The sequence below is a fragment of the Streptococcus sp. HMSC070B10 genome (assembly GCF_001808665.1).
Lineage (GTDB): Bacteria > Bacillota > Bacilli > Lactobacillales > Streptococcaceae > Streptococcus.
Genome location: NZ_KV794185.1, coordinates 1 through 22,720 on the forward strand (window position 1 = coordinate 1; position 22,720 = coordinate 22,720).

Annotated in this window: 24 protein-coding genes; 2 read left to right on the forward strand and 22 right to left on the reverse strand. The window is 39.5% G+C overall.

Annotation, left to right across the window (positions count from 1 at the left end; genetic code table 11):
- Positions 1 to 84 precede the first annotated feature (84 nt).
- From HMPREF2613_RS05915 to rlmD, 3 genes are all read right to left on the reverse strand, one after another.
- Positions 85 to 498, reverse strand: a complete 414-nt coding sequence (locus tag HMPREF2613_RS05915; protein ID WP_261673973.1) for a hypothetical protein — start codon at positions 496 to 498, stop codon at positions 85 to 87.
- Between the two features lie 30 nt (positions 499 to 528).
- Complete coding sequence (locus HMPREF2613_RS11775) at positions 529 to 651, reverse strand: hypothetical protein (RefSeq protein ID WP_261673974.1); 123 nt, start codon at positions 649 to 651, stop codon at positions 529 to 531.
- Between the two features lie 106 nt (positions 652 to 757).
- A complete protein-coding gene (gene rlmD / locus HMPREF2613_RS05920) occupies positions 758 to 2,116 on the reverse strand; it encodes a 23S rRNA (uracil(1939)-C(5))-methyltransferase RlmD (RefSeq protein ID WP_070479683.1) in 1,359 nt (452 codons plus the stop codon).
- Positions 2,117 to 2,153: 37 nt separating this feature from the next.
- Between rlmD and recX the strand changes: the two genes are divergently transcribed.
- Positions 2,154 to 2,930 (forward strand): recombination regulator RecX, encoded by a 777-nt coding sequence (recX, locus tag HMPREF2613_RS05925; RefSeq protein ID WP_070479685.1) that lies wholly within the window; start codon positions 2,154 to 2,156, stop codon positions 2,928 to 2,930.
- Between the two features lie 88 nt (positions 2,931 to 3,018).
- Positions 3,019 to 3,552: a nucleoside tri-diphosphate phosphatase gene (locus HMPREF2613_RS05930; RefSeq protein ID WP_000775316.1), complete on the forward strand. Its 534-nt coding sequence runs from the start codon at positions 3,019 to 3,021 to the stop codon at positions 3,550 to 3,552.
- A 70-nt stretch (positions 3,553 to 3,622) separates the two neighbouring features.
- Here the strand turns inward: HMPREF2613_RS05930 and HMPREF2613_RS05935 are convergent, their stop codons facing one another.
- The 19 genes from HMPREF2613_RS05935 to HMPREF2613_RS06030 form a co-directional block, all read right to left on the reverse strand.
- Positions 3,623 to 4,390, reverse strand: coding sequence for an epoxyqueuosine reductase QueH (locus tag HMPREF2613_RS05935; RefSeq protein WP_000567567.1), 768 nt, complete (start codon positions 4,388 to 4,390; stop codon positions 3,623 to 3,625).
- A gap of 137 nt (positions 4,391 to 4,527) precedes the next feature.
- Positions 4,528 to 6,150, reverse strand: a complete 1,623-nt coding sequence (gene groL / locus HMPREF2613_RS05940; RefSeq protein WP_049493597.1) for a chaperonin GroEL — start codon at positions 6,148 to 6,150, stop codon at positions 4,528 to 4,530.
- 15 nt (positions 6,151 to 6,165) lie between these two features.
- Positions 6,166 to 6,450: a co-chaperone GroES gene (gene groES, locus HMPREF2613_RS05945; protein ID WP_000917315.1), complete on the reverse strand. Its 285-nt coding sequence runs from the start codon at positions 6,448 to 6,450 to the stop codon at positions 6,166 to 6,168.
- Between the two features lie 155 nt (positions 6,451 to 6,605).
- On the reverse strand, positions 6,606 to 7,001 hold the full coding sequence (locus tag HMPREF2613_RS05950) for a single-stranded DNA-binding protein (protein ID WP_070479688.1): 396 nt from the start codon (positions 6,999 to 7,001) through the stop codon (positions 6,606 to 6,608).
- A 76-nt stretch (positions 7,002 to 7,077) separates the two neighbouring features.
- Positions 7,078 to 7,839, reverse strand: a complete 762-nt coding sequence (locus tag HMPREF2613_RS05955; RefSeq protein WP_070479690.1) for an SDR family NAD(P)-dependent oxidoreductase — start codon at positions 7,837 to 7,839, stop codon at positions 7,078 to 7,080.
- 41 nt (positions 7,840 to 7,880) lie between these two features.
- Positions 7,881 to 8,507 carry a YtpR family tRNA-binding protein gene (ytpR, locus tag HMPREF2613_RS05960; RefSeq protein WP_070479693.1) on the reverse strand — a complete coding sequence of 209 codons (627 nt, stop codon included), beginning with the start codon at positions 8,505 to 8,507 and terminating at the stop codon, positions 7,881 to 7,883.
- 16 nt (positions 8,508 to 8,523) lie between these two features.
- On the reverse strand, positions 8,524 to 8,841 hold the full coding sequence (locus HMPREF2613_RS05965) for a thioredoxin family protein (protein ID WP_049493605.1): 318 nt from the start codon (positions 8,839 to 8,841) through the stop codon (positions 8,524 to 8,526).
- A complete protein-coding gene (locus HMPREF2613_RS05970; protein WP_049493606.1) occupies positions 8,838 to 9,137 on the reverse strand; it encodes a DUF4651 domain-containing protein in 300 nt (99 codons plus the stop codon). The genes HMPREF2613_RS05965 and HMPREF2613_RS05970 overlap by 4 nt, the downstream gene beginning before the upstream one ends.
- Positions 9,138 to 9,387: 250 nt before the next feature.
- A complete protein-coding gene (locus tag HMPREF2613_RS05980; RefSeq protein ID WP_070479695.1) occupies positions 9,388 to 10,464 on the reverse strand; it encodes an N-acetylmuramoyl-L-alanine amidase family protein in 1,077 nt (358 codons plus the stop codon).
- A gap of 119 nt (positions 10,465 to 10,583) precedes the next feature.
- Positions 10,584 to 12,191: a CTP synthase gene (locus tag HMPREF2613_RS05985; protein WP_070479697.1), complete on the reverse strand. Its 1,608-nt coding sequence runs from the start codon at positions 12,189 to 12,191 to the stop codon at positions 10,584 to 10,586.
- Positions 12,192 to 12,427: 236 nt separating this feature from the next.
- Positions 12,428 to 13,015 carry a DNA-directed RNA polymerase subunit delta gene (gene rpoE / locus HMPREF2613_RS05990; RefSeq protein ID WP_033687659.1) on the reverse strand — a complete coding sequence of 196 codons (588 nt, stop codon included), beginning with the start codon at positions 13,013 to 13,015 and terminating at the stop codon, positions 12,428 to 12,430.
- A gap of 403 nt (positions 13,016 to 13,418) precedes the next feature.
- On the reverse strand, positions 13,419 to 16,214 hold the full coding sequence (locus tag HMPREF2613_RS05995) for a hypothetical protein (protein WP_070479700.1): 2,796 nt from the start codon (positions 16,212 to 16,214) through the stop codon (positions 13,419 to 13,421).
- A 67-nt stretch (positions 16,215 to 16,281) separates the two neighbouring features.
- Positions 16,282 to 18,933, reverse strand: a complete 2,652-nt coding sequence (locus tag HMPREF2613_RS06000) for a valine--tRNA ligase (RefSeq protein WP_070479702.1) — start codon at positions 18,931 to 18,933, stop codon at positions 16,282 to 16,284.
- Positions 18,926 to 19,504: an AAA family ATPase gene (locus HMPREF2613_RS06005; protein ID WP_070479704.1), complete on the reverse strand. Its 579-nt coding sequence runs from the start codon at positions 19,502 to 19,504 to the stop codon at positions 18,926 to 18,928. Before HMPREF2613_RS06005 ends, HMPREF2613_RS06000 begins: the two co-directional genes overlap by 8 nt.
- Positions 19,504 to 20,064, reverse strand: coding sequence for a GNAT family N-acetyltransferase (locus HMPREF2613_RS06010; protein WP_070479706.1), 561 nt, complete (start codon positions 20,062 to 20,064; stop codon positions 19,504 to 19,506). Before HMPREF2613_RS06010 ends, HMPREF2613_RS06005 begins: the two co-directional genes overlap by 1 nt.
- 280 nt (positions 20,065 to 20,344) lie before the next feature.
- Positions 20,345 to 20,740: a helix-hairpin-helix domain-containing protein gene (locus tag HMPREF2613_RS06015; protein ID WP_000038631.1), complete on the reverse strand. Its 396-nt coding sequence runs from the start codon at positions 20,738 to 20,740 to the stop codon at positions 20,345 to 20,347.
- 95 nt (positions 20,741 to 20,835) lie between these two features.
- Positions 20,836 to 21,090 carry a DUF1912 family protein gene (locus HMPREF2613_RS06020; protein ID WP_000119707.1) on the reverse strand — a complete coding sequence of 85 codons (255 nt, stop codon included), beginning with the start codon at positions 21,088 to 21,090 and terminating at the stop codon, positions 20,836 to 20,838.
- A gap of 9 nt (positions 21,091 to 21,099) precedes the next feature.
- Positions 21,100 to 22,434 (reverse strand): DUF438 domain-containing protein, encoded by a 1,335-nt coding sequence (locus HMPREF2613_RS06025; protein WP_070479708.1) that lies wholly within the window; start codon positions 22,432 to 22,434, stop codon positions 21,100 to 21,102.
- Positions 22,434 to 22,667, reverse strand: a complete 234-nt coding sequence (locus HMPREF2613_RS06030; protein WP_000368739.1) for a DUF1858 domain-containing protein — start codon at positions 22,665 to 22,667, stop codon at positions 22,434 to 22,436. Before HMPREF2613_RS06030 ends, HMPREF2613_RS06025 begins: the two co-directional genes overlap by 1 nt.
- Between the last annotated feature and the right edge of the window lie 53 nt (positions 22,668 to 22,720).

Sequence of the window (22,720 nt, forward strand, 5' to 3'; positions counted from 1 at the left end):
GTTATTTTCAACTCTTACTATTATACAGACTTTTTCTGACTTGTCAAGAACTTTTTTTACATTCTACAACAAAATTTTTAATTTCTATCTAATTGTTCTCTTTTCTTGTTTTAAAATTTGGAGTATTTCTCGTTCTTTATTTCCATATGTTGGTGGGGCTGGATTCCATAAATAAGCACGATGTTCAAGAGCAAATTTCACTTCCGAATAATTGATCTTATCATAGTTTTCATAATCTATATTAGCTAAATATTTTTCAACAATAATTTCATAAATAATAAAATCTTCGAATTTTTCATAAATAGATCTGTATTTGACACTGTCTTTATCCATGAATGTAGTGAATATATATGCTTCAACGGAAAATTCTGTAGAAACTTTTTCTTTTTTCGGTTCAGAAATCATACACCTTAATATCCCTCTTAACTCTGAGTATATGTTTTTACTACTCCCAACTTGTATGCAAATTTGTGTCATATCTGATTTATCGTTATCCAAGTCTCTCTTTTTCCGAGCAAACATTGCCCACTATTTTTTCTCGTCACTTGACACCCCTTTTATCAATTTTCTTATATCTTCATTTCTTAATTCTGAGAATTTACAAATTTCTTTTAAATAGTCATATTTATTTAGATTTTCTTCTACTGACATTTTACTTACTCCTCTGTACTCTATCACTGCTATATAACAATTTTCCTTTGCTAATTATCCATTATACTTTTTTTGATTCGTTTATAATTTTTAGGTCGTAGAACTTCTATGCTTTTCTCTTAACCAACTTCACGACCGCTTCTGTCCGTGCTGTGTGAGGAAACATATCGACCGACTGGATATAATGAAGATCGTAGACTTCTACTAAGCGTACCAAATCACGAGCCAAGGTCGAAACATTACAAGAAATATAGACCATTTTTTCTGGCACATAGGTAAGAATAGTATCTAATAACTTATCATCCAGACCTGTACGTGGTGGGTCCACAATCAGAGCATCTGCTCGGTAGCCTTCCTTATACCAGCGAGGAATAATCTCTTCCGCTGTTCCAGCTTCGTAATGTGTGTTGTCAAATCCCATTCTTTTAGCATTTCGCTTGGCATCTTCAATGGCTTCTGGAATAATATCCATACCTCTTAATGTTTTAACTTTCTTTGCGAAAGCAAATCCAATCGTTCCAACTCCACAATAAGCGTCAATCAAATGGTCTTCTTTATCAACATCCAGCGCTTTTACCGCCTCGTTATAAAGAACTTCTGTTTGTTCAGGATTTAGTTGATAGAAAGCTCGAGGAGATAGTGAAAATTCATAATCGAGTACACCTTCTTGAATACTCTCTTCTCCCCAGATAATCTCTGTCTTTTCACCATAAATCTCACTGGTTTTAGCTGTATTTGTATTCACAGCTACTGTCACAACTTCTGGAAAATCTTTAATTAAATCTTTTACCAGCAGGGTTAAATTAAGCTGGCGGTTTGTAATTATAATAATCTGAACCTGTCCAGTCTTTCTAGCTCGTCGGACCATTATAGTTCTGACACCTAGAACTTTTCTCTCATCCGTGATTGGAATTTGGTGAAAAGTAAGTAATTCCGCTAGACGATTAGCAATCACTTGGGTTTCCTTGTCTTGTACCAGGCAGTCTTTCAACTCCACTAAATAGTGAGAGTTTTGTGCATATAAGCCCGCCTTGACCTGATTCTTAAATTTTCGAGTCTGAAATTGTAACTTAGCGCGGTAGTACTTTGGTTCCTGCATTCCAATCGTCGGGCGGATTTCATAGTTTTCATATCCTACAGGGGCAAATTTTTTCAGCGCTTGGTGAAGTAAGTCCGTCTTGAACTCCAGCTGCTTATCATAATGCAGGTGCATGATTTGGCAGCCTCCGCATTCATTGTAAATAGTGCAAGCTGGCACAACACGGAATTTAGACTTCTTGTTGACCTTCAGTAATTTTGCCTCAACAAAGTTACGTTTAATAGAAGTAATCTGACAATAGATATCTTCTCCTTTGAGAGCACCAGGCACAAAGACTAATGTTTTTTGATAAAAGCCGATTCCCTCACCATTAATTCCCATGCGCTTGATTTTTAATGGTATTTTTTGTTTCACTTTCAGATTCATACCCCTATCTTATCACATTTTGAGTTATAATAGAACTATGAAAATCACAAAACTTGAAAAGAAAAAAAGACTCTATCTGATGGAGCTTGATAATGGTGACAAAAGCTACATTACTGAAGATACTATTGTTCGTTTTATGTTATCGAAAGATAAGGTAATAAGCGAAGAGGAATTGAAGGATATTCAGGACTTTGCCCAATTTTCTTATGGTAAAAATCTGGCCCTCTACCACCTATCCTTTAAAGCACGCACTGAAAAAGAAGTCAGAGAATATCTGAAAAAATACGATATTGATGAAAACATCGTTTCTCAAGTCATTATTAATCTTAAAGAAGATAAGTGGATTAATGACAGCCAGTACGCTTATGCTATCATCAATGCCAATCAACTTTCAGGAGACAAGGGGCCTTATGTACTGACTCAGAAATTAGCACAAAAAGGAATTTCAAAATCTACTATAGAAGAGAACTTGAAAGAATTTGATTTTTCGGAAGTTGCTCAACGTGTTGCAGAGAAACTGCTTAAAAAATACTCTGGAAAGCTTCCTGCTCGCGCCTTGCAAGATAAGATTATCCAGAATATGACCAACAAGGGTTTTTCCTATTCTGATGCTAAAAGTGCCTTTGACGAATTGGATAGTCAAGTTGATGGAGAAACGACTCAGGAACTCATCTTCAAGGAACTTGACAAGCAATATGCTAAGTATGCTCGCAAATATGAAGGATACGAACTTAAACAGCGTTTAACCCAAGTTTTAGCACGAAAGGGCTACGATTTTTCGGATATAGCAAGCGCTCTCAGAGAATATCTTTAATATTTTCATGTAAAATTCACAGATTTTAGGTAATTTTATGGTACAATAGTAAACGATAAACTTATAAATTGTAGAAAGTTGGTTAGTTATGAAGCTTCCAAAAGAAGGCGACTTTATTACAATTCAAAGTTATAAGCATGATGGGAGTCTCCACCGAACTTGGCGGGACACCATGGTACTAAAAACAACAGAAAACGCCATTATTGGTGTCAACGATCATACACTGGTTACCGAAAGTGATGGTCGTCGTTGGGTCACTCGAGAACCGGCTATTGTTTACTTTCACAAGAAATATTGGTTTAATATCATTGCCATGATTCGTGATAATGGAATTTCCTACTATTGCAATATGGCTAGCCCCTACTATCTGGATGAAGAAGCACTGAAGTATATTGATTATGATTTGGATGTTAAAATTTTTACAGATGGGGAAAAACGTCTCTTGGACGTTGAGGAGTATGAGCGTCACAAACGCAAAATGAATTATTCTGATGACTTGGACTATATTTTAAAAGAACATGTCAAAATTCTTGTTGATTGGATTAACAATGGACGAGGTCCTTTCTCAGAAGCCTATGTAAACATTTGGTACAAGCGCTATGTAGAACTAAAGAATCGGTAAAGTTGTCAAACTGGGGTTAAGACCCCGTTTTTTTTATTTGAAAAACCCAGCTTGACAGCTGGGCTTATCCTTATATATCTAATTTAGTAACTGTAAATTTGATATGGGAATAGTCTTTTTCAACATCCTTATCCAGCAAGAAAGCTGTAGCATCTTTCTTAACCTGAACAAGGTCAATATTCTGAGCCTGGGCTGCATAGACACATCCGCAATAACACTGACGATAGATATCATACTCTTCACACATCTCTACTGAACGTTTGTAGCCTTGATTTTTCTTGAAATCACTTGGAAGATAGTGGGTTGTATAAATTTTTTGCACATCGATTCCGATACTATTAATGGTTTGAGAATTCTTATGAGGACTGATGGTCAAGGCTGAGCCAAAGTAGTCAAATCCTAAGTCCATAGCCACTTGAGCTGTCTTATCCAGTCGGTAGTCAAAGCAAACCTTACAACGGTCGCCACCTTCAGGCTCTTCCTCTAGTCCCCTAACTAATTTTCGGTATTCATTGGGTTCGTAGGGAGCTTCTAGGTACTGAACCGTATTTCCTGTCCGCTCATTAAAATCACTAACAAATTTCTTGGTGACGTAAGCCCGCTTATGGTATTCTGCCTTGGGATGGATATTAGAATTGGCAAAATAGATAGTCACATCTGCATACTTGGTCAAATATTCGAGGGTATAGGTACTGCAAGGGGCACAGCAAACATGCATGAGAATGGTTGGCCGTTGCTCATTTTTCTCCCATACTTGTACCATCTTCTGCATAACACGGTCATAATTAATTTTCTGATTGGGGTTCATCTTGCTCAGAATTTCTTCTACATCGATCATGTTCTTCTCCTTTTTCTAGTCTTATTTTATCATATAAGTTAGGAGAGCTCAAATCAATTTAGAAGTGAATATCATAAAAAGGAGGGTTAGTCATTCCCTCCTTTTGTGTTTTTTATAAGTTGTTTTCTATAGAAAGCTTACATCATCCCGCCCATCATGCTTGGATCCATTGCTGGAGCCGGGGCTACTGGTTCTGGTTTATTGGCTACGACTGCTTCCGTAGTCAAAATCAAGCTGGCTACAGATGCTGCATTTTGTAAAGCTGAACGACTCACTTTAACTGGGTCGATGATTCCCTCTTCAATCATGTTGACCCATTCGCCAGTTGCTGCATTGAAGCCTGTACCAAGCTCGGCATTTTTCAAACGATCGATAACGATAGAGCCTTCAAATCCTGCATTGTGGGCGATCTGACGAACAGGTTCTTCCAAAGCACGGAGAACAATATTGCGTCCTGTTGCTTCATCTCCTGTCAATTCCAAATCAGCTACGGCAGGGATAACATTTACAAGGGCTGTTCCACCACCAGCAACAATTCCTTCTTCCACGGCTGCACGAGTAGCGTTGAGGGCATCTTCAATGCGGAGTTTCATTTCTTTCAACTCAGTCTCAGTTGCAGCGCCTACCTTAATAACCGCTACACCACCTGACAATTTGGCCAAGCGTTCTTGCAATTTTTCACGATCAAATTCAGATGTTGTAGTTTCGATTTGAGACTTGATAACCGCAACACGGTGAGAAATCGCTTCAGGATTTCCAGCACCTTCTACGATAACAGTGCTATCTTTGTCCACAGTTACTCTCACTGCTTGACCAAGTGCTTCAATTGTCGCATCTTTCAACTCAAGACCTAGATCTTCTGTGATAACTGTTCCACCTGTTAAGATGGCGATATCTTCAAGCATTGCTTTACGACGGTCACCAAAACCAGGTGCCTTGACTGCTACCACGTTGAAGGTCCCACGAATCTTATTCAAAACAAGTGTAGGCAATGCTTCACCATCCACATCATCCGCAATAATCAAGAGTGGACGACTGCTTTGGAGAATACTTTCTAGGAGCGGCAAGATTTCTTGGATATTTGAGATCTTCTTATCAGTAATCAAAATGTATGGATTTTCAAGGTCAGCCACCATTTTTTCGCTATCTGTCACCATGTACTGTGAAAGGTAACCACGGTCGAACTGCATTCCTTCAACAACTTCCAGTTCTGTTTCCATACCACGTGACTCTTCGATAGTGATGACACCATCTTTTCCAACCTTTTCCATGGCTTCAGAGATGTACTCACCGACTTTTTCAGAACGAGAAGAGACAGCAGCAACCTGAGCGATGGCTTCTTTGTTGGCAACAGGAATAGCGTTGTTTTTCAAGGCTTCTACTGCTGCAGCAACTGCTGTTTCAATCCCACGACGAATGCCGATTGGATTTGCGCCTGCTGTGACGTTTTTGATTCCTTCGCGGACTATCGCTTGGGTCAAAACAGTTGCAGTTGTAGTCCCGTCACCTGCGATATCATTGGTTTTTGAAGCTACTTCTGATACCAATTTGGCACCCATATTTTCAAAATGGTCTTCCAATTCGATTTCTTTGGCAATGGTCACACCATCATTGGTAATCAAGGGTGAGCCAAATGATTTTTCAAGAACGACATTACGACCTTTTGGTCCCAAGGTTACTTTAACAGTGTCTGCAAGGATATCGACACCACGAACCATAGCTGAACGGGCATCTGATGAAAATTTAATTTCTTTTGACATACTTACTTTCTCCTTCTATTCTTCAATGATTGCCAAGATGTTAGCTTCGCCAACGATGATGTACTTTTCATCGCCATCTTTAACATCAAGACCTGCATGGGCTTCAACTAAGACACGATCTCCAGCTTTAACACTTGGAGCAACCAAGTCACCGTTCAAGGTACGAACACCTTGTCCAGTAGCTACAACTTTGGCTGTTTTTGTTTTTTCTTGAGCTGAACCTGCAAGGACAAAGCCTCCAACAGTTTGTTCTTTTTCTTCAATTTTTAAGACCACACGGTCCCCTAATGGTTTCAACATCTGATTTCCTCCATAATGAGATAGATACTATTAGCACTCTTTACAATCGAGTGCTAATTTATAGTTCTATTGTATCACTTGGTCAGAAATAGTCAAGAAAAAAGTCTGACTTTCTCAAGATAAAAAGCCTGAGACCAACTCAGACTTTTCAATGTTTAAAATGGTAATTCTTCCTCTTCCAAAACCAAATCCGCCAAATCTTGGCCTGCATTATTTTCACGCATGGCACGTTGGGCGCGACTTTCCAAGAGTTGGAATCCTGTGACAAGTACTTCGGTCACGTAGTTCATTTGACTATTTTTCTCAAAACGACGGGTACGAAGTTCTCCATCCACAGAGATAAGACTACCTTTAGTTGCGTAGCTGGCCAAGCTTTCTGCTAGTCTGCCCCAAAGAACCATATTGACAAAGTCAGCTTCACGCTCCCCATTTTGGTCTTTGTAACGACGGTTCACAGCGATAGTTGCTCGCGCTACTGACTTGTCATTGTTGGTTTTGTGCAATTCTGGTGTAGACGTTAAACGTCCGATTAAGATAACTTTATTATACATATTTTTTCCTCCTACTTATCTATTCGTAGGAAATCAAAAAAAGTTACAGAAATTTGTAACTTTTCGAGAAAATTTTTTATTTTTTATGAACCATGAAACCTGTTGCCTGTTGATTTGCCATAATGGTCATATCTGTAATCTGCACACGGCGAGGTTGATTGGTCACATAGATAACTGTATCAGCGATATCTTGTGCCTGCAAGGCTTCGATTCCTTGGTAAACGGACGCAGCTCGTTCTTTATCACCGTGAAAACGTACCGTCGAAAAATCTGTTTCGACAATTCCAGGCTGAATGGTTGTCACCTTGATATCCGTTGCGATGGTATCAATTCGCAGTCCATCTGAAAAGGTCTTAACCGCTGCCTTGGTGGCTGAGTAAACAGCTGCACCCGCATAAGCATAGATTCCTGCAGTTGACCCCATATTGATAATATGACCTTGATTGGCTTTTACCATTGCTGGCAAGAAACAGCGAGTAACAGCCATCAGACCCTTGACATTGGTATCCAACATGGTCAGCATATCCAACTCTTCATAGTCCTGATAGGGAGCCAAGCCAAGAGCTAATCCAGCGTTATTGACCAAGATATCAATCTGCCCTATCGTTTCTAGAATATCAGAGCAGACAGTCTTTACCATGGCCATATCCGTGACATCTAGCGAAAAAGTCCAAACTGTTTGATTTGGAAAAGTTTCTGCAAACTCCGACTTAAGGGCTTCTAGTCTGTCCGTCCGTCGTCCGGTTAGAACGATATTCTCACCCTGCTCTAGATAAGCACGCGCAATCGCTTCACCAATTCCTGATGTCGCTCCTGTAATCACTACATTTTTTGCCATCTTATTTCCTTCTATCTGGTCTATCAGATATTAACAACTTCTTAGGCAGTCCAGTGTTTCGCTGGGTCAAATGGAGTTCCGACAACTTGATCTTCTGATAATTCAATAACCCCTCGTTTTTGCGGAGCATTTGGCAGATGCAATTCACGAGGACTGCACATCATTCCAAAACTCTTTTCACCACGAAGTTCGCCTGAGAAAATGAGATTGCCTTTTGGCATCATGGCTCCAAGAAGAGCTACAATGGTTTTCAAACCAACACGCGCATTAGGAGCCCCTGCAACGATTTGCACTGTCTTGTCACTTGCAACTGCAACTTGGCAGATTTTAAGGTGGTCACTATCTGGATGAGCTACCATCTCGACAATTTCACCCACAACGAACTTAGGTTCCTTGTCATTGACAATTTCTTCTGCAAAACCTTCCGTTTGTAATTCTTGATTCAAACGAGCGACTTGCTCATCTGTCAAAAAGACTTGACCGCGCTCTGCAATTTCAAACAAACTTGAAACTTCAAAAATATTCCAAGCCACTGTTTCCCCATTATCTTTGAGAAAAACACGGGCTACCTTGCCTTTGCGCTCCACATCCAGTTTGGCATCTCCGCTATTTTTCACGATGACCATAAGGACATCACCGACATGTTCTTTGTTATATGTAAAAATCATTGTTTCCTTTTTTCTCCTATTTCAGTCCTGCTAAAAAGTCGTTAATTTGTTGCTTGCTTTTACGGTCGCGATTGACAAAACGACCAATTTCCTTGTCCTTTTCTAGAACAACAAGGCTAGGGATTCCATATACATCCCAGAGTTTGGCCAAATCCATATACTGGTCTCTATCCACTCGAATAAAGGTAAACTCTGGATTGCTCTCCTCAATTTCTGGCAAGGAAGGATAAATATAACGGCAATCGCCACACCAGTCCGCCACAAAAAGAAAGACTTTCTTGCCATCTTTTTCTACTAAAGATGCTAATTCTTCTAAACTTGCTGGTTGTATCATAAGATTTCCTCCTCATAGACCAGGTCTTCATTTTCATAGACAAAGGTATAATGACGGCCATCCTCAAAAATGACGCCACCAACCAAGCTCTCTAGACTGCTTTCATAGACTTGAACATAGAGGGTAGCAATTTCTCCCATGTCTGAAAAATGGTCTCGCACCATCGCTGTCAACTCTTCCTGGGTCTTCATGAGCTTACGATCATCTGCAACTTTTTTCGTAGCAAGGGCAAGGCTCCCAATACCAAGCAGAGCCAGACCTGCCATCCACATTTTTTTAGCTTTCATACCATTCATTTTAACACAAAAAAGGCTTTAGGACAAATGAGGAAGCAGCAGAAAATCAAGTAAAAAGCCTCTTCCTTTAAGGAAAAGGACTTCTTATACTCAATGAAAATCAAAGAGCAAACTAGGAAGCTAGCCGCAGGTTGCTCAAAGCACTGCTTTGAGGTTGTGGATGAGAACTGACAAAGTCAGCTCAAAACAGCGTTTTGAGGTTGTGGATGACGCTGACGTGGTTTGAAGAGATTTTCGAAGAGTATGATTCTTATTGCCAGGCGCCTGAGTTACCAACGTAGTAACCATCAGGTGTGTAGGTATTGCGAAGCATCTTACCTGATGAAGCTAGATAATACCACTTACCATTGTCTTTGACCCAATCATTCGCAATCATGGCACCAGAAGAACTTACATAATACCATTCTCCCTTGTCATAAACCCAAGTGCTTGCTTTCATGGCTCCTGAAGTTGATAAATAGTACCACTTACCTTGGTCGTAAAGCCAGTCACTCGCAATCATAGCTCCTGATGATTTAAAGGCATACCAGTTGCCACCTTGATAAAGCCAAGTTTGATTGAACATGACTCCTTTATCATTCATAAAGTACCAAGTTCCCTTGTCATAAACCCAATCCTTCTGCACTAATTGACCTTGTTTTTGATAGTACCAGTTTTGATTTGATTTTAGCCAGCCTTCTGCTTTTACAATCGGATAAAGTTCTTTGAAAGATCCTCCATCATCATATTTATGACTGATAGATTTTAGTTTTTCAAGTTTCAACTCGCCATTGTCATAGTCTGCCCAAGCAAAGACTTTTTGACCATTGACAGTCTCTGGTAAGGTAGCAGTGTAAGTCTTGGTTTGATAATCCCATTTAGCATCAAGGTAAGTGTATTGATCATTTGATTCTTCAATACGATAGTAACCTCTCTTTCCACTATCATTATGAATATCATCCACAACTTTCGTTGACCAGGTCTTTACTTCATTTCCGCTCTTAGCTTCTACCTTGATATCTCCTCTATAGCCATATGGAACATAGAAATTCAGGTAACGCCCCTCTACGCCCATCATAGACTTGTCCTTTTCTTGACCTAGGAAATTGACAGTTTGATCTTGACCATTGAGACTAACCGTCCACTCGATTTTCTCGGTTTTTGGCAAATCCAAGACTTTTATATCCACTTCATGACCATTGTTAAACCGAAGAATCTTGCCATCTTGATACTGCACTCCACACTTAACAACCCATTCTTCTTTAAGCTCAAATGCCTGCCCTGAATGAGGAAAAGCCAGTAAAGCTAGTCCTGCTAGAGACAAACCAAATAGTGTGATTTTTTTCATTGTAAATCCTCCTTAACTTTTGTTATGTTAATTATATCACTATGTTTTTAATTTGCAAATATTATCCTAAATATGCAATCAAAAAACCTCTGAGATTCTTCTCAAAGGTTCTGATTTAGCTAATTACTATTCTCGACTGCTGCAGTGACAAAGGCAGTGTAGAGTTCTTCTGGACGATTTGGACGGCTTGACAGTTCAGGGTGATACTGACACGCTACAAAGAATTTATTTTCTGGAATTTCCACAATTTCGACCAAACGATTGTCTGGAGAAACACCTGAGAAGACAAAGCCTGCTGCCTCAAACTGCTCACGGAAGGCGTTGTTAAACTCATAACGGTGACGGTGACGGCGTTGCACCACTTCTTGATTGTGATAAGCAGCTGCTGCCTTAGAGCCACGTTTCAACTTAGATGGATAAAGTCCCAAGCGAAGGGTTCCCCCCATATCCTCAACATCAATCTGATCACGCATGATATCAATGATAGGGTATTTTGTTTCTGGTGCAAGCTCTGCAGAATTGGCACCTTCAAGTCCCAAAACGTGACGAGCAAACTCGATACATGTCAACTGCATTCCCAAGCAGACACCCAACATAGGAACATCATTTTCACGTGCATAGCGGATGGCTTGGATTTTCCCTTCTGTGCCACGTTGACCAAAACCTCCTGGTACGATAATTCCGTCCGCATCAGACAAGAACTCTGCTACATTCTCTGCCGTCACATCATTGGCATTGATCCAATTGATTTTAACTTCTGCATCATTGGCATAACCAGAGTGTTTCAAGGCTTCGACCACTGAGATGTAGGCATCTTGCAACTCTACATACTTACCGACAAGGGAAATTTTTACTTGTTTCTTGAGGTTCATGACCTTGTCCACCATCGCTGACCACTCTGTCATATCCGCTACAGGTGCATCTAATTTCAAATGGTCACAAACAATTTGGTCCATACCTTGCGCCTGCAAGTTCAATGGAATTTGGTAAAGATGTTCAACGTCTAAAGACTCGATAACGGCTTCTGGTGCCACATCACAGAACTGGGCCAGTTTGTTTTTAATTCCTTGACCAGCTGGCTCTTCTGTACGAATAACCAACATATTTGGTTGGATTCCCAGTCCACGCAATTCTTTTACAGAGTGTTGAGTTGGTTTGGTCTTCATTTCACCAGCAGCCTTGAGGTAAGGAAGCAAGGTTGTATGGATGTACATAACATTATCCGCCCCCACATCTGCCTTCATCTGACGAAGAGCCTCTAAGAATGGCAAGGACTCGATATCTCCTACTGTTCCACCAACCTCTGTGATAATGACATCAGAGTCGGTCGTTACAGCGGCACGCTTGATTTTCTCTTTCAAAGCATCTGTGATATGAGGAATGACTTGAACAGTTGCCCCAAGGTATTCTCCACGGCGCTCCTTACGAAGAACTTCACTGTAAATTTTCCCAGTTGTCACGTTGGAATATTTGTTGAGATTGATATCGATGAAACGTTCATAGTGGCCCAAGTCCAAATCTGTCTCAGCTCCATCATCTGTCACAAAGACTTCTCCGTGCTGGTAAGGGCTCATAGTTCCCGGATCAATATTGATATAAGGGTCAAATTTTTGAATGGTTACTTTGAGACCACGATTTTTCAAGAGACGGCCCAGACTCGCTGCGACAATCCCTTTTCCAATAGACGATACCACACCACCAGTTACAAAAATATATTTCGTTGACATAGATTCCTCTTTCTAAAATGCTCAAGGCCTTGTTAACTACGAGGGGACATAGAAAACAAGACCCTACTAATAAGAATAATCTGGGACGACTGCACCAGATTCACAACCAAAATACAAGAAGATAACTTCTTGAAAAAACAAAAATAGCTCCCTAATAACTAGGGAGCCCTGACCTCTAAAAGAGGTGCCCGAACAATATGATACCTAAAAATAGGATAATTGTCAATAGCTAACTTTTATTCCTCGTTGTTTTCAGCGTCATCATCAGAAAACTCATCGTCTTCTTCGTTGAGATCCACGTCTTCACCCAAGTCATCTGGGGCGATTTCGTTGATTTCTGCATCATAAGCTTCCACTTCATTTTTCTCATCATCTGGATTTTCATCATCGTATGAAAGAGCAGGATCTGCTTCGTATGCATCTTCGTCTTCTGGATCATCTGCATTGTAGTCAATAGCATCTGAATCGCCATCCATGAAGGCATTGACGCGTTTTTTCTTAGCTTTTGGTGCTACTTCATCGTCATCATTTTCTTCAAGAGCGATAATTTCTTCATCGATTTCGTCCACACCATACCATGAACGAAGCCCCCATTTGTTGTCTCCAAGTGAGATGAAGCTACCGTCAAAGTTCAACTCTGTGTAGAACAAAGGCAAGGCTTCACGGATATCGCTGTTTGATGTTCCAAGGTAGTTTTGAATTTCGTTTACAAGATCGCTAAAATGCATCTCATGATCGCGACCACGAAGTTCCAAGATAGCACGCGCTACCTCAATCATAGATAGTTCACTTTTTTCTTGCCCAGCAAATACTTCTAATTCCAAAGCGTTTCTCCTCATTTATACTACTATCGCCAGAGTGAACAGACTCTGACCTCATTTTATCATTTACTCTTTATTTTACGATAATTTTGCAGAATAGTCAAAGGTTAAGGGGGAGAAAGTTACAGGACTTTTTATTTCTTTGCTACCCAACTGATGGTGTCGATGGGTGAGTTGTTACGGGCACGAATTGACTGAGTTTACTGTGTAGTAAGCCTATTTCTAAAATATTGATTTGTCCAGTATAAGCTGAATAAATCATTTACTTATAATTTTCATTCAAAAAGGTAAAATATAATCAAATATTGTACTTTTTAACCTAAATGTAGCCCATTGATACTTTCTTTTTCTAGAGAAGAAAATTTATCTGTCTATTATACAAATTAAAATGGGGTATTTAGCATCGCTACCTATATCTGTATATTTTCTTATGAGCTAACTTACTCTGACTACTCTTTGTTTCAGTATTGTATAAAAGATCATTTAATTTACAAATTATTTCTTCCTTTTGGAATATAGAAATGCTATCTACGCTTGAAACTTTTTTGGCGATTACTTCAACATACTCATTGATTGTAAAATTATGGAAATTCAGTGTAGATATCAAGCTATGTTTAAGTCCATCTAAAAATTGGGTATCTCTATATAAATCATGATAAAAACTATCAATAGTTTTGAGGATATAAAATTCTAATACTCCTTCCCCACCAGACCAATAAAATGGACTGTTGGAAGTCATGGAATCAAAAATTGTTCTACTAGTGTAGTTAAAATATCGATTGTTACGTTGACCCCTAAATATTAATATCTGCTCAAGACGTAATAAACTTGATACTGATAGGTTTGTTATTACATTTGATAGGTCAACTTTATTCGTATTCAAAAGATATTCAACTGATAATTGTATATCATTTTGCTTGTACGAATAAAAATCATTTGTGAAAATTGAATCTAATTTATCAGTAAGAAGCAAATATTCTCTGCAGAAGTTATCCATTTTCTCTTTGTTTCTAACACGTCTCCAATGTAATTTATTAGTAGAGACTTTTATACATTTTTCACTGTTCTTCGTACTTTTTACTACATTACCAAAACTTAATGAATCGTATATAAAGTTAAATCTGCTTGAGAATGAAAATCTTTTACCTGAAAATAACGATTGAACATATATAATTTTAAGTTCTGACATTTGATGCCTTCTGCCAAACTGTTTAAACCAATAAAAATCTGTGATTTTTTCATTTCGTTTTGTCCATAGATTATCTAAAAGTTTATCTGTAATACGATGGCTGATATTTGTGCTTAAAATTTTTTCTTTAGCTTGCTCGAAAAGGTAGTTTTGTTGCTCTTCATCGCAGCTCATTAATTTTTTAATCTCAGTATCATAAAATTCAATGTTATCATCCCATTGTGTATAGTCAGTGTAGATTAATTGATATAACATAAAAGCTAATCGATATTCTTCATTCATACTTAATATTAAGTTTTGAATTTTTTCAGCTCTTCTTTTTTGTTTTATTTCTTCTTCACTCTCAGCTTCTGTAATTTTGTTTTGTACGAAAGTTTCAATTCTTCCTGTACCTAGATAATCGAAACAAATTTGAGAATAGAAATCGGATGCTCGTCTAAATTCAAGTATATTGATATCTATACCTCCATTTTTGTATATATCTAATAGAATCAGTAATTGAAATCGTAAAAATTCATAATCATAATCAAAGAATTGTTTATCATCACTTAATCTGAGATTTCGTTCTTCATCATTAATATTGTGTAAAATTTGATTTAAATTGATATCTTGTTTATCAACTAATAATTTAAATAGAAATTCTCTAATATTCTCATTACGATGAGAAACTGAAAATCTAGTTTCATGTGGAGACTCTATTTTTAAAATTGTTAATGTTGGATCAGATTTTACAAGCTTGTCAATAATTTTTAAATCTTCATGAATTAAATTTTGCCAAATGTCAGGAGAAAAATAATCTTTATAAAGTTTTAAGAATCTCCATTTTCCATAAATAAATGTCTTAAAATATCTGTAAAAATCTTTCCATTCATTTCCTAAATCAGAGTTATTTTTTTCTTTGTATGATTTTAGCCATTGATTTTTGTTAGATATTTCAAGCTTTGTGTAAAGCTTATTCAAAAACTTTTGAGTTCTTGTCAACTGAAAGCCTGAGGATATTTTCTCTGAGATTGAGTAGTTTAAATTTCTAATATCAATATCTGTCCTGAAGATATTGTAAATGAATTCTTCGTACTCGCTTGTATCTAACTTGGAAAAATCTCTACTTAGCTTATTTTTTATAAAATTATTCGAATATTCATGTCGATTACTATAAAAAAACCAAAAATCTTCCGTATAATTTTTCTGAATTTGTTTCGATATATTATACTTCAGATTATCATCAGCTTTTGATTTCATTAAAAGTGCAACTCTGATGACATATAAACTCATACTTAATAAAAAAATATAAATAATCAGTGATAAAACATATGACGTTTGCCATAAAATTGTGAATTCACGAATATAAGGTATATTCAATTTCACAGCTATGGGAACTATCATTGTCGCTAACAACATAAAAAAGAATAGCCTAGACTGTGTAATATAGTACCAAATAGATTTTTCTATAAGGTAATTAACTTTACTTTTTCCTAAATACATATCTGCTTTACTATCACTTGCCAAATATTGTAAAAAACCAATATATATTCCGTACATGCTAAGGATGGCTATAACGAAACCCAATATTTCGATATTACTTTTGTTAACTATATCTATAGTAGGTGTATTAAAATTAATTTGAATATATATAAGTCCAATTAGGATAGAAGCAAGAATGATTTCTGCAACTTCCTCAAAATTCTGTTCAAATAGGTATTTCTTTACAGCATGGTAAGCATTATCGATTTTTTCGACAAGTTTAATCTTAGCTTTAACTTGTCTTATGGAATATCTCACTCCGCTAATAAAGTTTGTATAAATTGAAATGATAAATAAAAAACATAGAATATAGCCTAAAAAGTTAAAAACTATTTTATTCTCTAATATTATTGTATAAATGAATATATAAATAAAATATAGAAATGGGAACAGATCACGAAATTTGATTCTAAAATCATATCTGTCTAATTTTCCAAATAACCATAATAGGAAACAAACAGACCATATTAAAAATTTTCCGATATTAAACATAAAATAACCTCACTAATTTATTTTCCATTATACCAAAAAAACACGGCATTCCACCGTGTTTCTGTGTTTATTTTACCAACTTCTTCATCTCATCAATACGTGCGACGGTCGCGTCGTATTTGGCTTGGTAGTCGGCTTGTTTGTCGCGTTCTTTTTGGACAACTTCTGGTTTGGCATTGGCTACGAAGCGTTCGTTAGAGAGCTTCTTGCCGACCATGTCCAGTTCTTTTTGCCATTTAGCCAGTTCCTTGTCGAGACGAGCCAATTCTTCTTCAACATTGAGGAGGTCAGCGAGAGGCAAGTAGATTTCTGCTCCTGTGATAACGCTTGACATTGCGAGTTCAGGTGCAGGGATGGTTGATGCGATTTCCAAGTGTTCTGGATTTGTGAAGCGTTTAATGTAGTTGACATTGCTGTTAAAGAAGGCTTCCAAGTCGCTATCGCTTGTCTTAACAAGGATGGTGATAGGTTTGCTTGGCGCCACGTTTACTTCAGCACGCGCATTACGAACGGCACGGATCAAGTCTTTGAGGCTTTCGACACCTGTGTGGGCAACAAGGTCTTCAAAGGCTGGGTTGACAGTTGGGTATTCTGCTGTCACGATAGAGCCTTCTGAGATTTGTCCAAAGATTTCCTCTGTCACGAATGGCATGATTGGGTGAAGGAGACGAAGAATCTTGTCCAAAGTGTAAAGGAGAACAGAGCGTGTGATAACCTTCTCTTCTTCGTTGTCGCTATAAAGGACTTCCTTAGTCAACTCAACGTACCAGTCCGCAAACTCGTCCCAGATGAAGTTGTAGAGGATGTGACCAGCTACACCAAACTCAAACTTATCAAAGTTGGCAGTCGCTTTTCCAATAGTTTCATTAAGGTTGTGGAGAATCCAGCGGTCTGTGACATTTCCAGCTTCCTTGTTGGCAACTTTTTCGACATTGGCAGTTGCTTGCTCAAGGGTCAAGCCTTCATTATTCATGAGGATGTAGCGAGAGATGTTCCAGATTTTGTTAATGAAGTTCCAAGAAGCATCCATTTTCTCGTAAGAGAAGCGCACGTCTTGACCTGGTGCAGAACCGTTTGAAAGGAACCAACGAAGAGCATCGGCACCGTATTTCTCGATGACATCCATCGGGTCAATCCCGTTACCGAGAGATTTAGACATCTTGCGTCCTTGCTCGTCACGGATGAGACCATGGATAAGGACGTTTTGGAATGGCTGACGACCAGTGAATTCCAATGATTGGAAGATCATACGAGACACCCAGAAGAAGATGATGTCGTAACCTGTTACCAAGGTTGAAGTTGGGAAGTAACGTTTGAAGTCTTCTGAGTCGACATCAGGCCAGCCCATAGTTGAGAACGGCCAGAGGGCAGAACTGAACCAAGTATCCAAGACGTCTTCGTCCTGAGTCCATCCGTCACCTTCTGGAGCTTCTTCGCCGACATACATTTCACCCTCAGCATTGTACCAAGCAGGGATTTGGTGACCCCACCAGAGTTGACGTGAAATTACCCAGTCGTGGACATTTTCCATCCATTGGAGGAAGGTGTCGTTGAAACGAGGTGGGTAGAATTCTACCTTTTCTTCTGTGTCTTGGTTAGCAATGGCATTTTTGGCCAATTGGTCCATCTTGACGAACCATTGAGTAGACAAGCGTGGTTCAACCACGACACCTGTACGCTCTGAGTGACCAACACTGTGGACACGTTTTTCGATTTTAACAAGGGCACCGATTTCTTCCAGCTTAGCAACGACTGCCTTACGAGCTTCAAAACGGTCCATACCTGCAAATTCGAAGGCAAGCTCATTCATAGTTCCGTCGTCGTTCATGACGTTGACTTGTGGCAAGTTGTGACGTTGACCCACCAAGAAGTCGTTTGGATCGTGGGCAGGCGTGATTTTCACGACACCTGTACCAAACTCTGGATCTGCGTGCTCGTCTCCAACGATTGGGATTAGTTTATTAGCGATTGGAAGGATGACGTTTTTACCGATCAAGTCCTTGTAGCGTGAGTCTTCTGGATTGACCGCAACTGCAACATCCCCAAACATAGTCTCAGGACGAGTTGTCGCAACTTCAAGGGCGCGTGAACCGTCTTCCAGCATGTAGTTCATGTGGTAGAAGGCACCTTCTACGTCCTTGTGGATAACTTCGATATCAGAAAGGGCTGTGCGAGCTGCTGGGTCCCAGTTGATGATAAACTCACCACGGTAGATCCAGCCTTTCTTGTAAAGGTCCACAAAGACCTTGCGAACGGCTTTTGACAAACCTTCATCAAGAGTGAAACGCTCACGAGAGTAGTCTACAGAGAGCCCCATCTTGCCCCATTGTTCCTTGATAGTAGTGGCATATTCGTCTTTCCATTCCCAAACTTTGTCAAGGAATTTTTCACGACCTAGGTCATAACGTGTAATGCCCTCTCCACGCAAGCGCTCCTCAACTTTAGCCTGAGTCGCAATCCCCGCGTGGTCCATTCCTGGAAGCCAAAGGGTATCAAAACCTTGCATCCGTTTTTGACGGATGATGATATCTTGCAAAGTCGTATCCCAAGCGTGACCAAGGTGAAGTTTCCCAGTTACGTTTGGTGGTGGAATGACGATTGAATAAGGCTTAGCCTTTTGATCGCCGGAAGGCTTGAAAACATCCGCATCAAGCCATTTTTGGTAACGACCAGCCTCAACCTCGGCTGGATTGTATTTAGGTGAAAGTTCTTTAGACATGTGTTTGTCCTTTCTCTATTGTATTCATTTTATCTTGAATTTGCTTAGCAACTTCTTCTGCAGACAAACTCGTATTATTTATTTTAAAGTAGTGGTGCAACTCATTCGGTTGATGTTGGGAATTTAATTGAAGGGTTTCAGTGGTCTCTAAAATTTCTCTTTCAGATATCTCAATATGCCGTTTCAAGGGCTTGTGCTTCAACCGGTTCTCCGTTCGATTTCGACGCATGCGCTCTTCAAGACTTGTTTCCAACTCCACAAAAAGAATCTCTTGATGAAAGTTATCCAATAAATCCTGAATTTGCTTTAAATACATCAGTTGGTACTGATTTGAAAAATCAATTACATCTGTTAAAATTACTGATCGCTGATTTCTTGCACTTGCTCCAAGGAAAGAAAAGGTAATTCCACGAACAAATTCCCACATTTCCTCTGTAAAGTCCTGATAGATTTCTAATGCAAAATCGATGGCTTGATGGTTATAAAAGAGGGTAGCATCTGTCAGTCGAGATAACTCTTGACCAATCGTCATTTTCCCAGAAGCCGGAGCCCCAATGATGAAAAGATGCATCAAATCACCTCCCACTCACGCCTCAACAAGCCATATATCAGACTGTCACAGCGGTTTCCTTGAATATCTTTACGTTCTCTTATGCGAGCTTCGAGGGTAAATCCAAGTTTTTCTGCGACTCGTTGACTTTGGACATTATAACCAAAACAAGTCAGTTCAATCTTGTGAAGACCCAAATCTTTAAAGGCTAAGTCAATCAAGGCAAACGCTGCTTCTGGTACATAGCCTCGACCCCAATAGTCTGGATGCAAGGTATAGCCAAGCTCTAGCACATCATCCGCATGACGATGGTTGAAGTCAACAGAACCAATGACTTTATCGGTTCCTTTGACGACAATCCCATAGCCAGCTGGGAGATTTTCCTTTTGATTGCGTTCTGGAAGAATATGCTCCAGATAATAAATCTCATCTTCCAAGGTCTTGACGGGCGGAAATCCTGCTGGATAGGCGACCTCTGGGAGACTAGCGTAGGCATGAATATCTTCGGCGTCAGTCACTGTACGAACTCGCAAGACGAGCCGTTCGGTTTCTAAGCGTTCTGGTAATTCAGCTCTTGACATTCTTCTCACCTCGCTTTCTACAAAAAATCGCCCCTGCCATCTACATGACAGGGACGAATGTATTTATCCGCGGTACCACCCAATTTCGGGCAGTTGCCCGCAACTCTCGTCTTTAAAACAAAAAGACACTTTTATTTCAATTTTTCATCCATCAGCAACCAGTTTTGACACATTTGTGGACTTCTCAGCACCGCCACTTTCTGTAAAATGTGAGACTCAAAACACCTCTAATGGCTCTATTGTAGCAAGATTTTTTCGGAAATGCAAGGGACAAGAAAGATTACTTGAACTTGATACCATTTTCTTTTAATTTCTTGATGGTAGCTGGGCCGATTCCTTTCAAGGCAAGGAGTTCTTTTTCAGTCCAGTTTTTGAAATCTGAAGCAGACTTGATACCTTCATCATAGAAAGTTTTGGCACGGTCAAGTGGAAGTCCACCCAAGTTTGCTGCAAAATCTTCTACAGAATTAGCTACTTTTTGAGCTTGCTCTTTGGTAGCTTCTACTGCTTGTTCAACTTTTTTAGAAACAGCCTTACCAGCTTCGCTCGCTGATTGCTCTGCACGTTTCACGACTTTCTTTGTCTCTTCTACAACCTTAGTCACAGTACTTGAAAAGGCACCTGCGCGACGGAGGCTATTTCGTAATTGTTTTTTACGATTGAGTTTCTTTGACATGATAAAATCCTTTCAATAAAAAACCCCTGTTCTGACAAGGATTTAATATAAATATTCTATCAAGATTTTGGTGAAAAATCAAGAATCTTTCTCGTTTAATAATTTCTCTCACCAAACAAGCCTTCTGGCAAATCATGGAATCCCTTACCTGCCTTGAAATTTTCAAATTTTCCAAGCAAGAACTGATAAGCATCCAAGCGACTTTCGTAGCGAATCATAGCATCTTTGGCACGCTCGTCTTGGTCTTCTTCGTAGACTTTTTGACTTTCCTTGTGCGCCATGTCGTTGATCATAATCTGGGTATTGACCCAAGCTTCAAATTCCTTCATAAATTCTTGTTCGTAACTCATTTTTTCTCCTTATTCTAATCCACGGAAATAGTCCGTGTCAATCTCTCGGTAGGGCTGGATATCCTGAACATACTCCAACACTCCTTGAAATTCTCCATTCTCATCATGAACTGCGGCATAGGTGATGTGGACAAACTTACCTCGCGACTCAGACTTAAACCACATTTCATACTTGTCCTTGACTCCCTCGCGAAGTCCCTTCATAATAGTCTTGACCTTGTCCAAATACTTAGGTGGATGGCAAAGTTCGACATTCCGCCCAACTTGGGACGAGGTCCGTTTGAAAATCATCTCATCAGCTGGCGTATTGTCATTGTAATACTGGAAAATATCGTCTTTATTGACAAAGGTAATCTCCATAGGGAGGTGATTGAGGATGAGGTTGGCCTGCTCGACTGAGAGATAGCCATTTCCAAAAGCCTGTTGACTATGGCGATCCAGCACCGCTTCCTTTTCCTTAGGAGTAAAGGTAATAGTAAACTGGCCTTCTGGTGTATCGATAACTTGCTGAACTTGACCTTCTGCAGTGTCTAGTTGTACTGGCTCCTCTGCACTCTTTTCCTCAACAAAACTCTGTCTTTCTGGCACCCATTTCTCAGACGGACGGATGATGGCATAACCATAAGCATCACTCTCCTCCGCAATCTGAAGCCAGTCATCCTGAGTAAAGGACTCAAGAAGAATCATGAGAAGGATGGATTCTTCCTTGAAAATCATACTTTCAAACTCTGTCGCAAAGGCTTCAAAAGCTTCCTTTACACTGCTAATCGGCACTTCTGGTAATGACTTGGCTGTCGTTAGAGCTGTTTGAAAGAGTTCTCTGATCTGGTCATCCACTCCCCACATGACCTTAGGAGGTGAATCGTGTCCATAGCGCTCCATGATAGGGAAGAAGAGTTCTTCCTTGCGCTGGTAGTGGATGTCAAATTGACCCACAAGTCCCATCTGACGGACCAAACCCTTGCGCATCTCCGTAAGCATTTCTTCATCTTCCATCGACTCATAAGTATCTAACAATCTCCGAATGCGAATCAAGGCAGCACGGAGAGCCAGATTTTCATCCTTGAAGACCCGAACTGGGTGTCCTGGGTGCTCGGTATCTGCAACTTCGACATCCTTAACAGCATTTTTAAAAAGATTGGCATGAACATCACAAAGTTCCATGACATCTTCAAAGGTAACACCTGAGTCTGAGTTCATCAGCTCGTGCTCCATAAGGGAAATCTCGATAGCTGATACACCTGTAAAGGTCGCATCAAAGCGCTCCTGAACCGACTCAGGAGAGGCCCCATTATGCAATTCTAACAAAATATCCCGTAGGACATGAATCCGTTCATCTGCCATTAGTCTAATCCAATCACTTCGTAGCCATTCGCTTCCAGTGTGCGGACAATCTTGTCCATAGGGGTTCCTTCCAGCTTAGAACCCTGTTTGAGTGATACTTTGCGTCCGACGGTATTGCGCATCAGGGGATTGGCAAGGGGTTTAAAACCCAGCTCTACTAAGATTTCCAAGACTTCTGGATGCTTATCCACCACTTCTGCAACAGGAATTGACACATCGATGATATTGTCCATGACGACCTCCATTGTATGTTCTAATACTCAATGAAAATCAAAGAGCAAACTAG

What these genes read in the sequence shown, in the direction of transcription:
- HMPREF2613_RS06000 (WP_070479702.1), bottom strand. Translation starts at nt 18,933, where the DNA reads ATGTCTAAAGAACTTTCACCTAAATACAATCCAGCCGAGGTTGAGGCT.
- HMPREF2613_RS05980 (WP_070479695.1), bottom strand. Translation starts at nt 10,464, where the DNA reads ATGAAAAAAATCACACTATTTGGTTTGTCTCTAGCAGGACTAGCTTTA.
- HMPREF2613_RS06010 (WP_070479706.1), bottom strand. Translation starts at nt 20,064, where the DNA reads ATGTCAAGAGCTGAATTACCAGAACGCTTAGAAACCGAACGGCTCGTC.
- HMPREF2613_RS06020 (WP_000119707.1), bottom strand. Translation starts at nt 21,090, where the DNA reads ATGAGTTACGAACAAGAATTTATGAAGGAATTTGAAGCTTGGGTCAAT.
- HMPREF2613_RS05950 (WP_070479688.1), bottom strand. Translation starts at nt 7,001, where the DNA reads ATGTATAATAAAGTTATCTTAATCGGACGTTTAACGTCTACACCAGAA.
- ytpR (WP_070479693.1), bottom strand. Translation starts at nt 8,507, where the DNA reads ATGATTTTTACATATAACAAAGAACATGTCGGTGATGTCCTTATGGTC.
- HMPREF2613_RS06025 (WP_070479708.1), bottom strand. Translation starts at nt 22,434, where the DNA reads ATGGCAGATGAACGGATTCATGTCCTACGGGATATTTTGTTAGAATTG.
- groES (WP_000917315.1), bottom strand. Translation starts at nt 6,450, where the DNA reads ATGTTGAAACCATTAGGGGACCGTGTGGTCTTAAAAATTGAAGAAAAA.
- HMPREF2613_RS06030 (WP_000368739.1), bottom strand. Translation starts at nt 22,667, where the DNA reads ATGGACAATATCATCGATGTGTCAATTCCTGTTGCAGAAGTGGTGGAT.
- HMPREF2613_RS05995 (WP_070479700.1), bottom strand. Translation starts at nt 16,214, where the DNA reads ATGTTTAATATCGGAAAATTTTTAATATGGTCTGTTTGTTTCCTATTA.
- HMPREF2613_RS11775 (WP_261673974.1), bottom strand. Translation starts at nt 651, where the DNA reads ATGTCAGTAGAAGAAAATCTAAATAAATATGACTATTTAAAAGAAATT.
- recX (WP_070479685.1), top strand. Translation starts at nt 2,154, where the DNA reads ATGAAAATCACAAAACTTGAAAAGAAAAAAAGACTCTATCTGATGGAG.
- rlmD (WP_070479683.1), bottom strand. Translation starts at nt 2,116, where the DNA reads ATGAATCTGAAAGTGAAACAAAAAATACCATTAAAAATCAAGCGCATG.
- groL (WP_049493597.1), bottom strand. Translation starts at nt 6,150, where the DNA reads ATGTCAAAAGAAATTAAATTTTCATCAGATGCCCGTTCAGCTATGGTT.
- HMPREF2613_RS05930 (WP_000775316.1), top strand. Translation starts at nt 3,019, where the DNA reads ATGAAGCTTCCAAAAGAAGGCGACTTTATTACAATTCAAAGTTATAAG.
- HMPREF2613_RS05955 (WP_070479690.1), bottom strand. Translation starts at nt 7,839, where the DNA reads ATGGCAAAAAATGTAGTGATTACAGGAGCGACATCAGGAATTGGTGAA.
- HMPREF2613_RS05985 (WP_070479697.1), bottom strand. Translation starts at nt 12,191, where the DNA reads ATGTCAACGAAATATATTTTTGTAACTGGTGGTGTGGTATCGTCTATT.
- HMPREF2613_RS05970 (WP_049493606.1), bottom strand. Translation starts at nt 9,137, where the DNA reads ATGAATGGTATGAAAGCTAAAAAAATGTGGATGGCAGGTCTGGCTCTG.
- HMPREF2613_RS06015 (WP_000038631.1), bottom strand. Translation starts at nt 20,740, where the DNA reads ATGTCAAAGAAACTCAATCGTAAAAAACAATTACGAAATAGCCTCCGT.
- HMPREF2613_RS05965 (WP_049493605.1), bottom strand. Translation starts at nt 8,841, where the DNA reads ATGATACAACCAGCAAGTTTAGAAGAATTAGCATCTTTAGTAGAAAAA.
- HMPREF2613_RS05935 (WP_000567567.1), bottom strand. Translation starts at nt 4,390, where the DNA reads ATGATCGATGTAGAAGAAATTCTGAGCAAGATGAACCCCAATCAGAAA.
- HMPREF2613_RS06005 (WP_070479704.1), bottom strand. Translation starts at nt 19,504, where the DNA reads ATGCATCTTTTCATCATTGGGGCTCCGGCTTCTGGGAAAATGACGATT.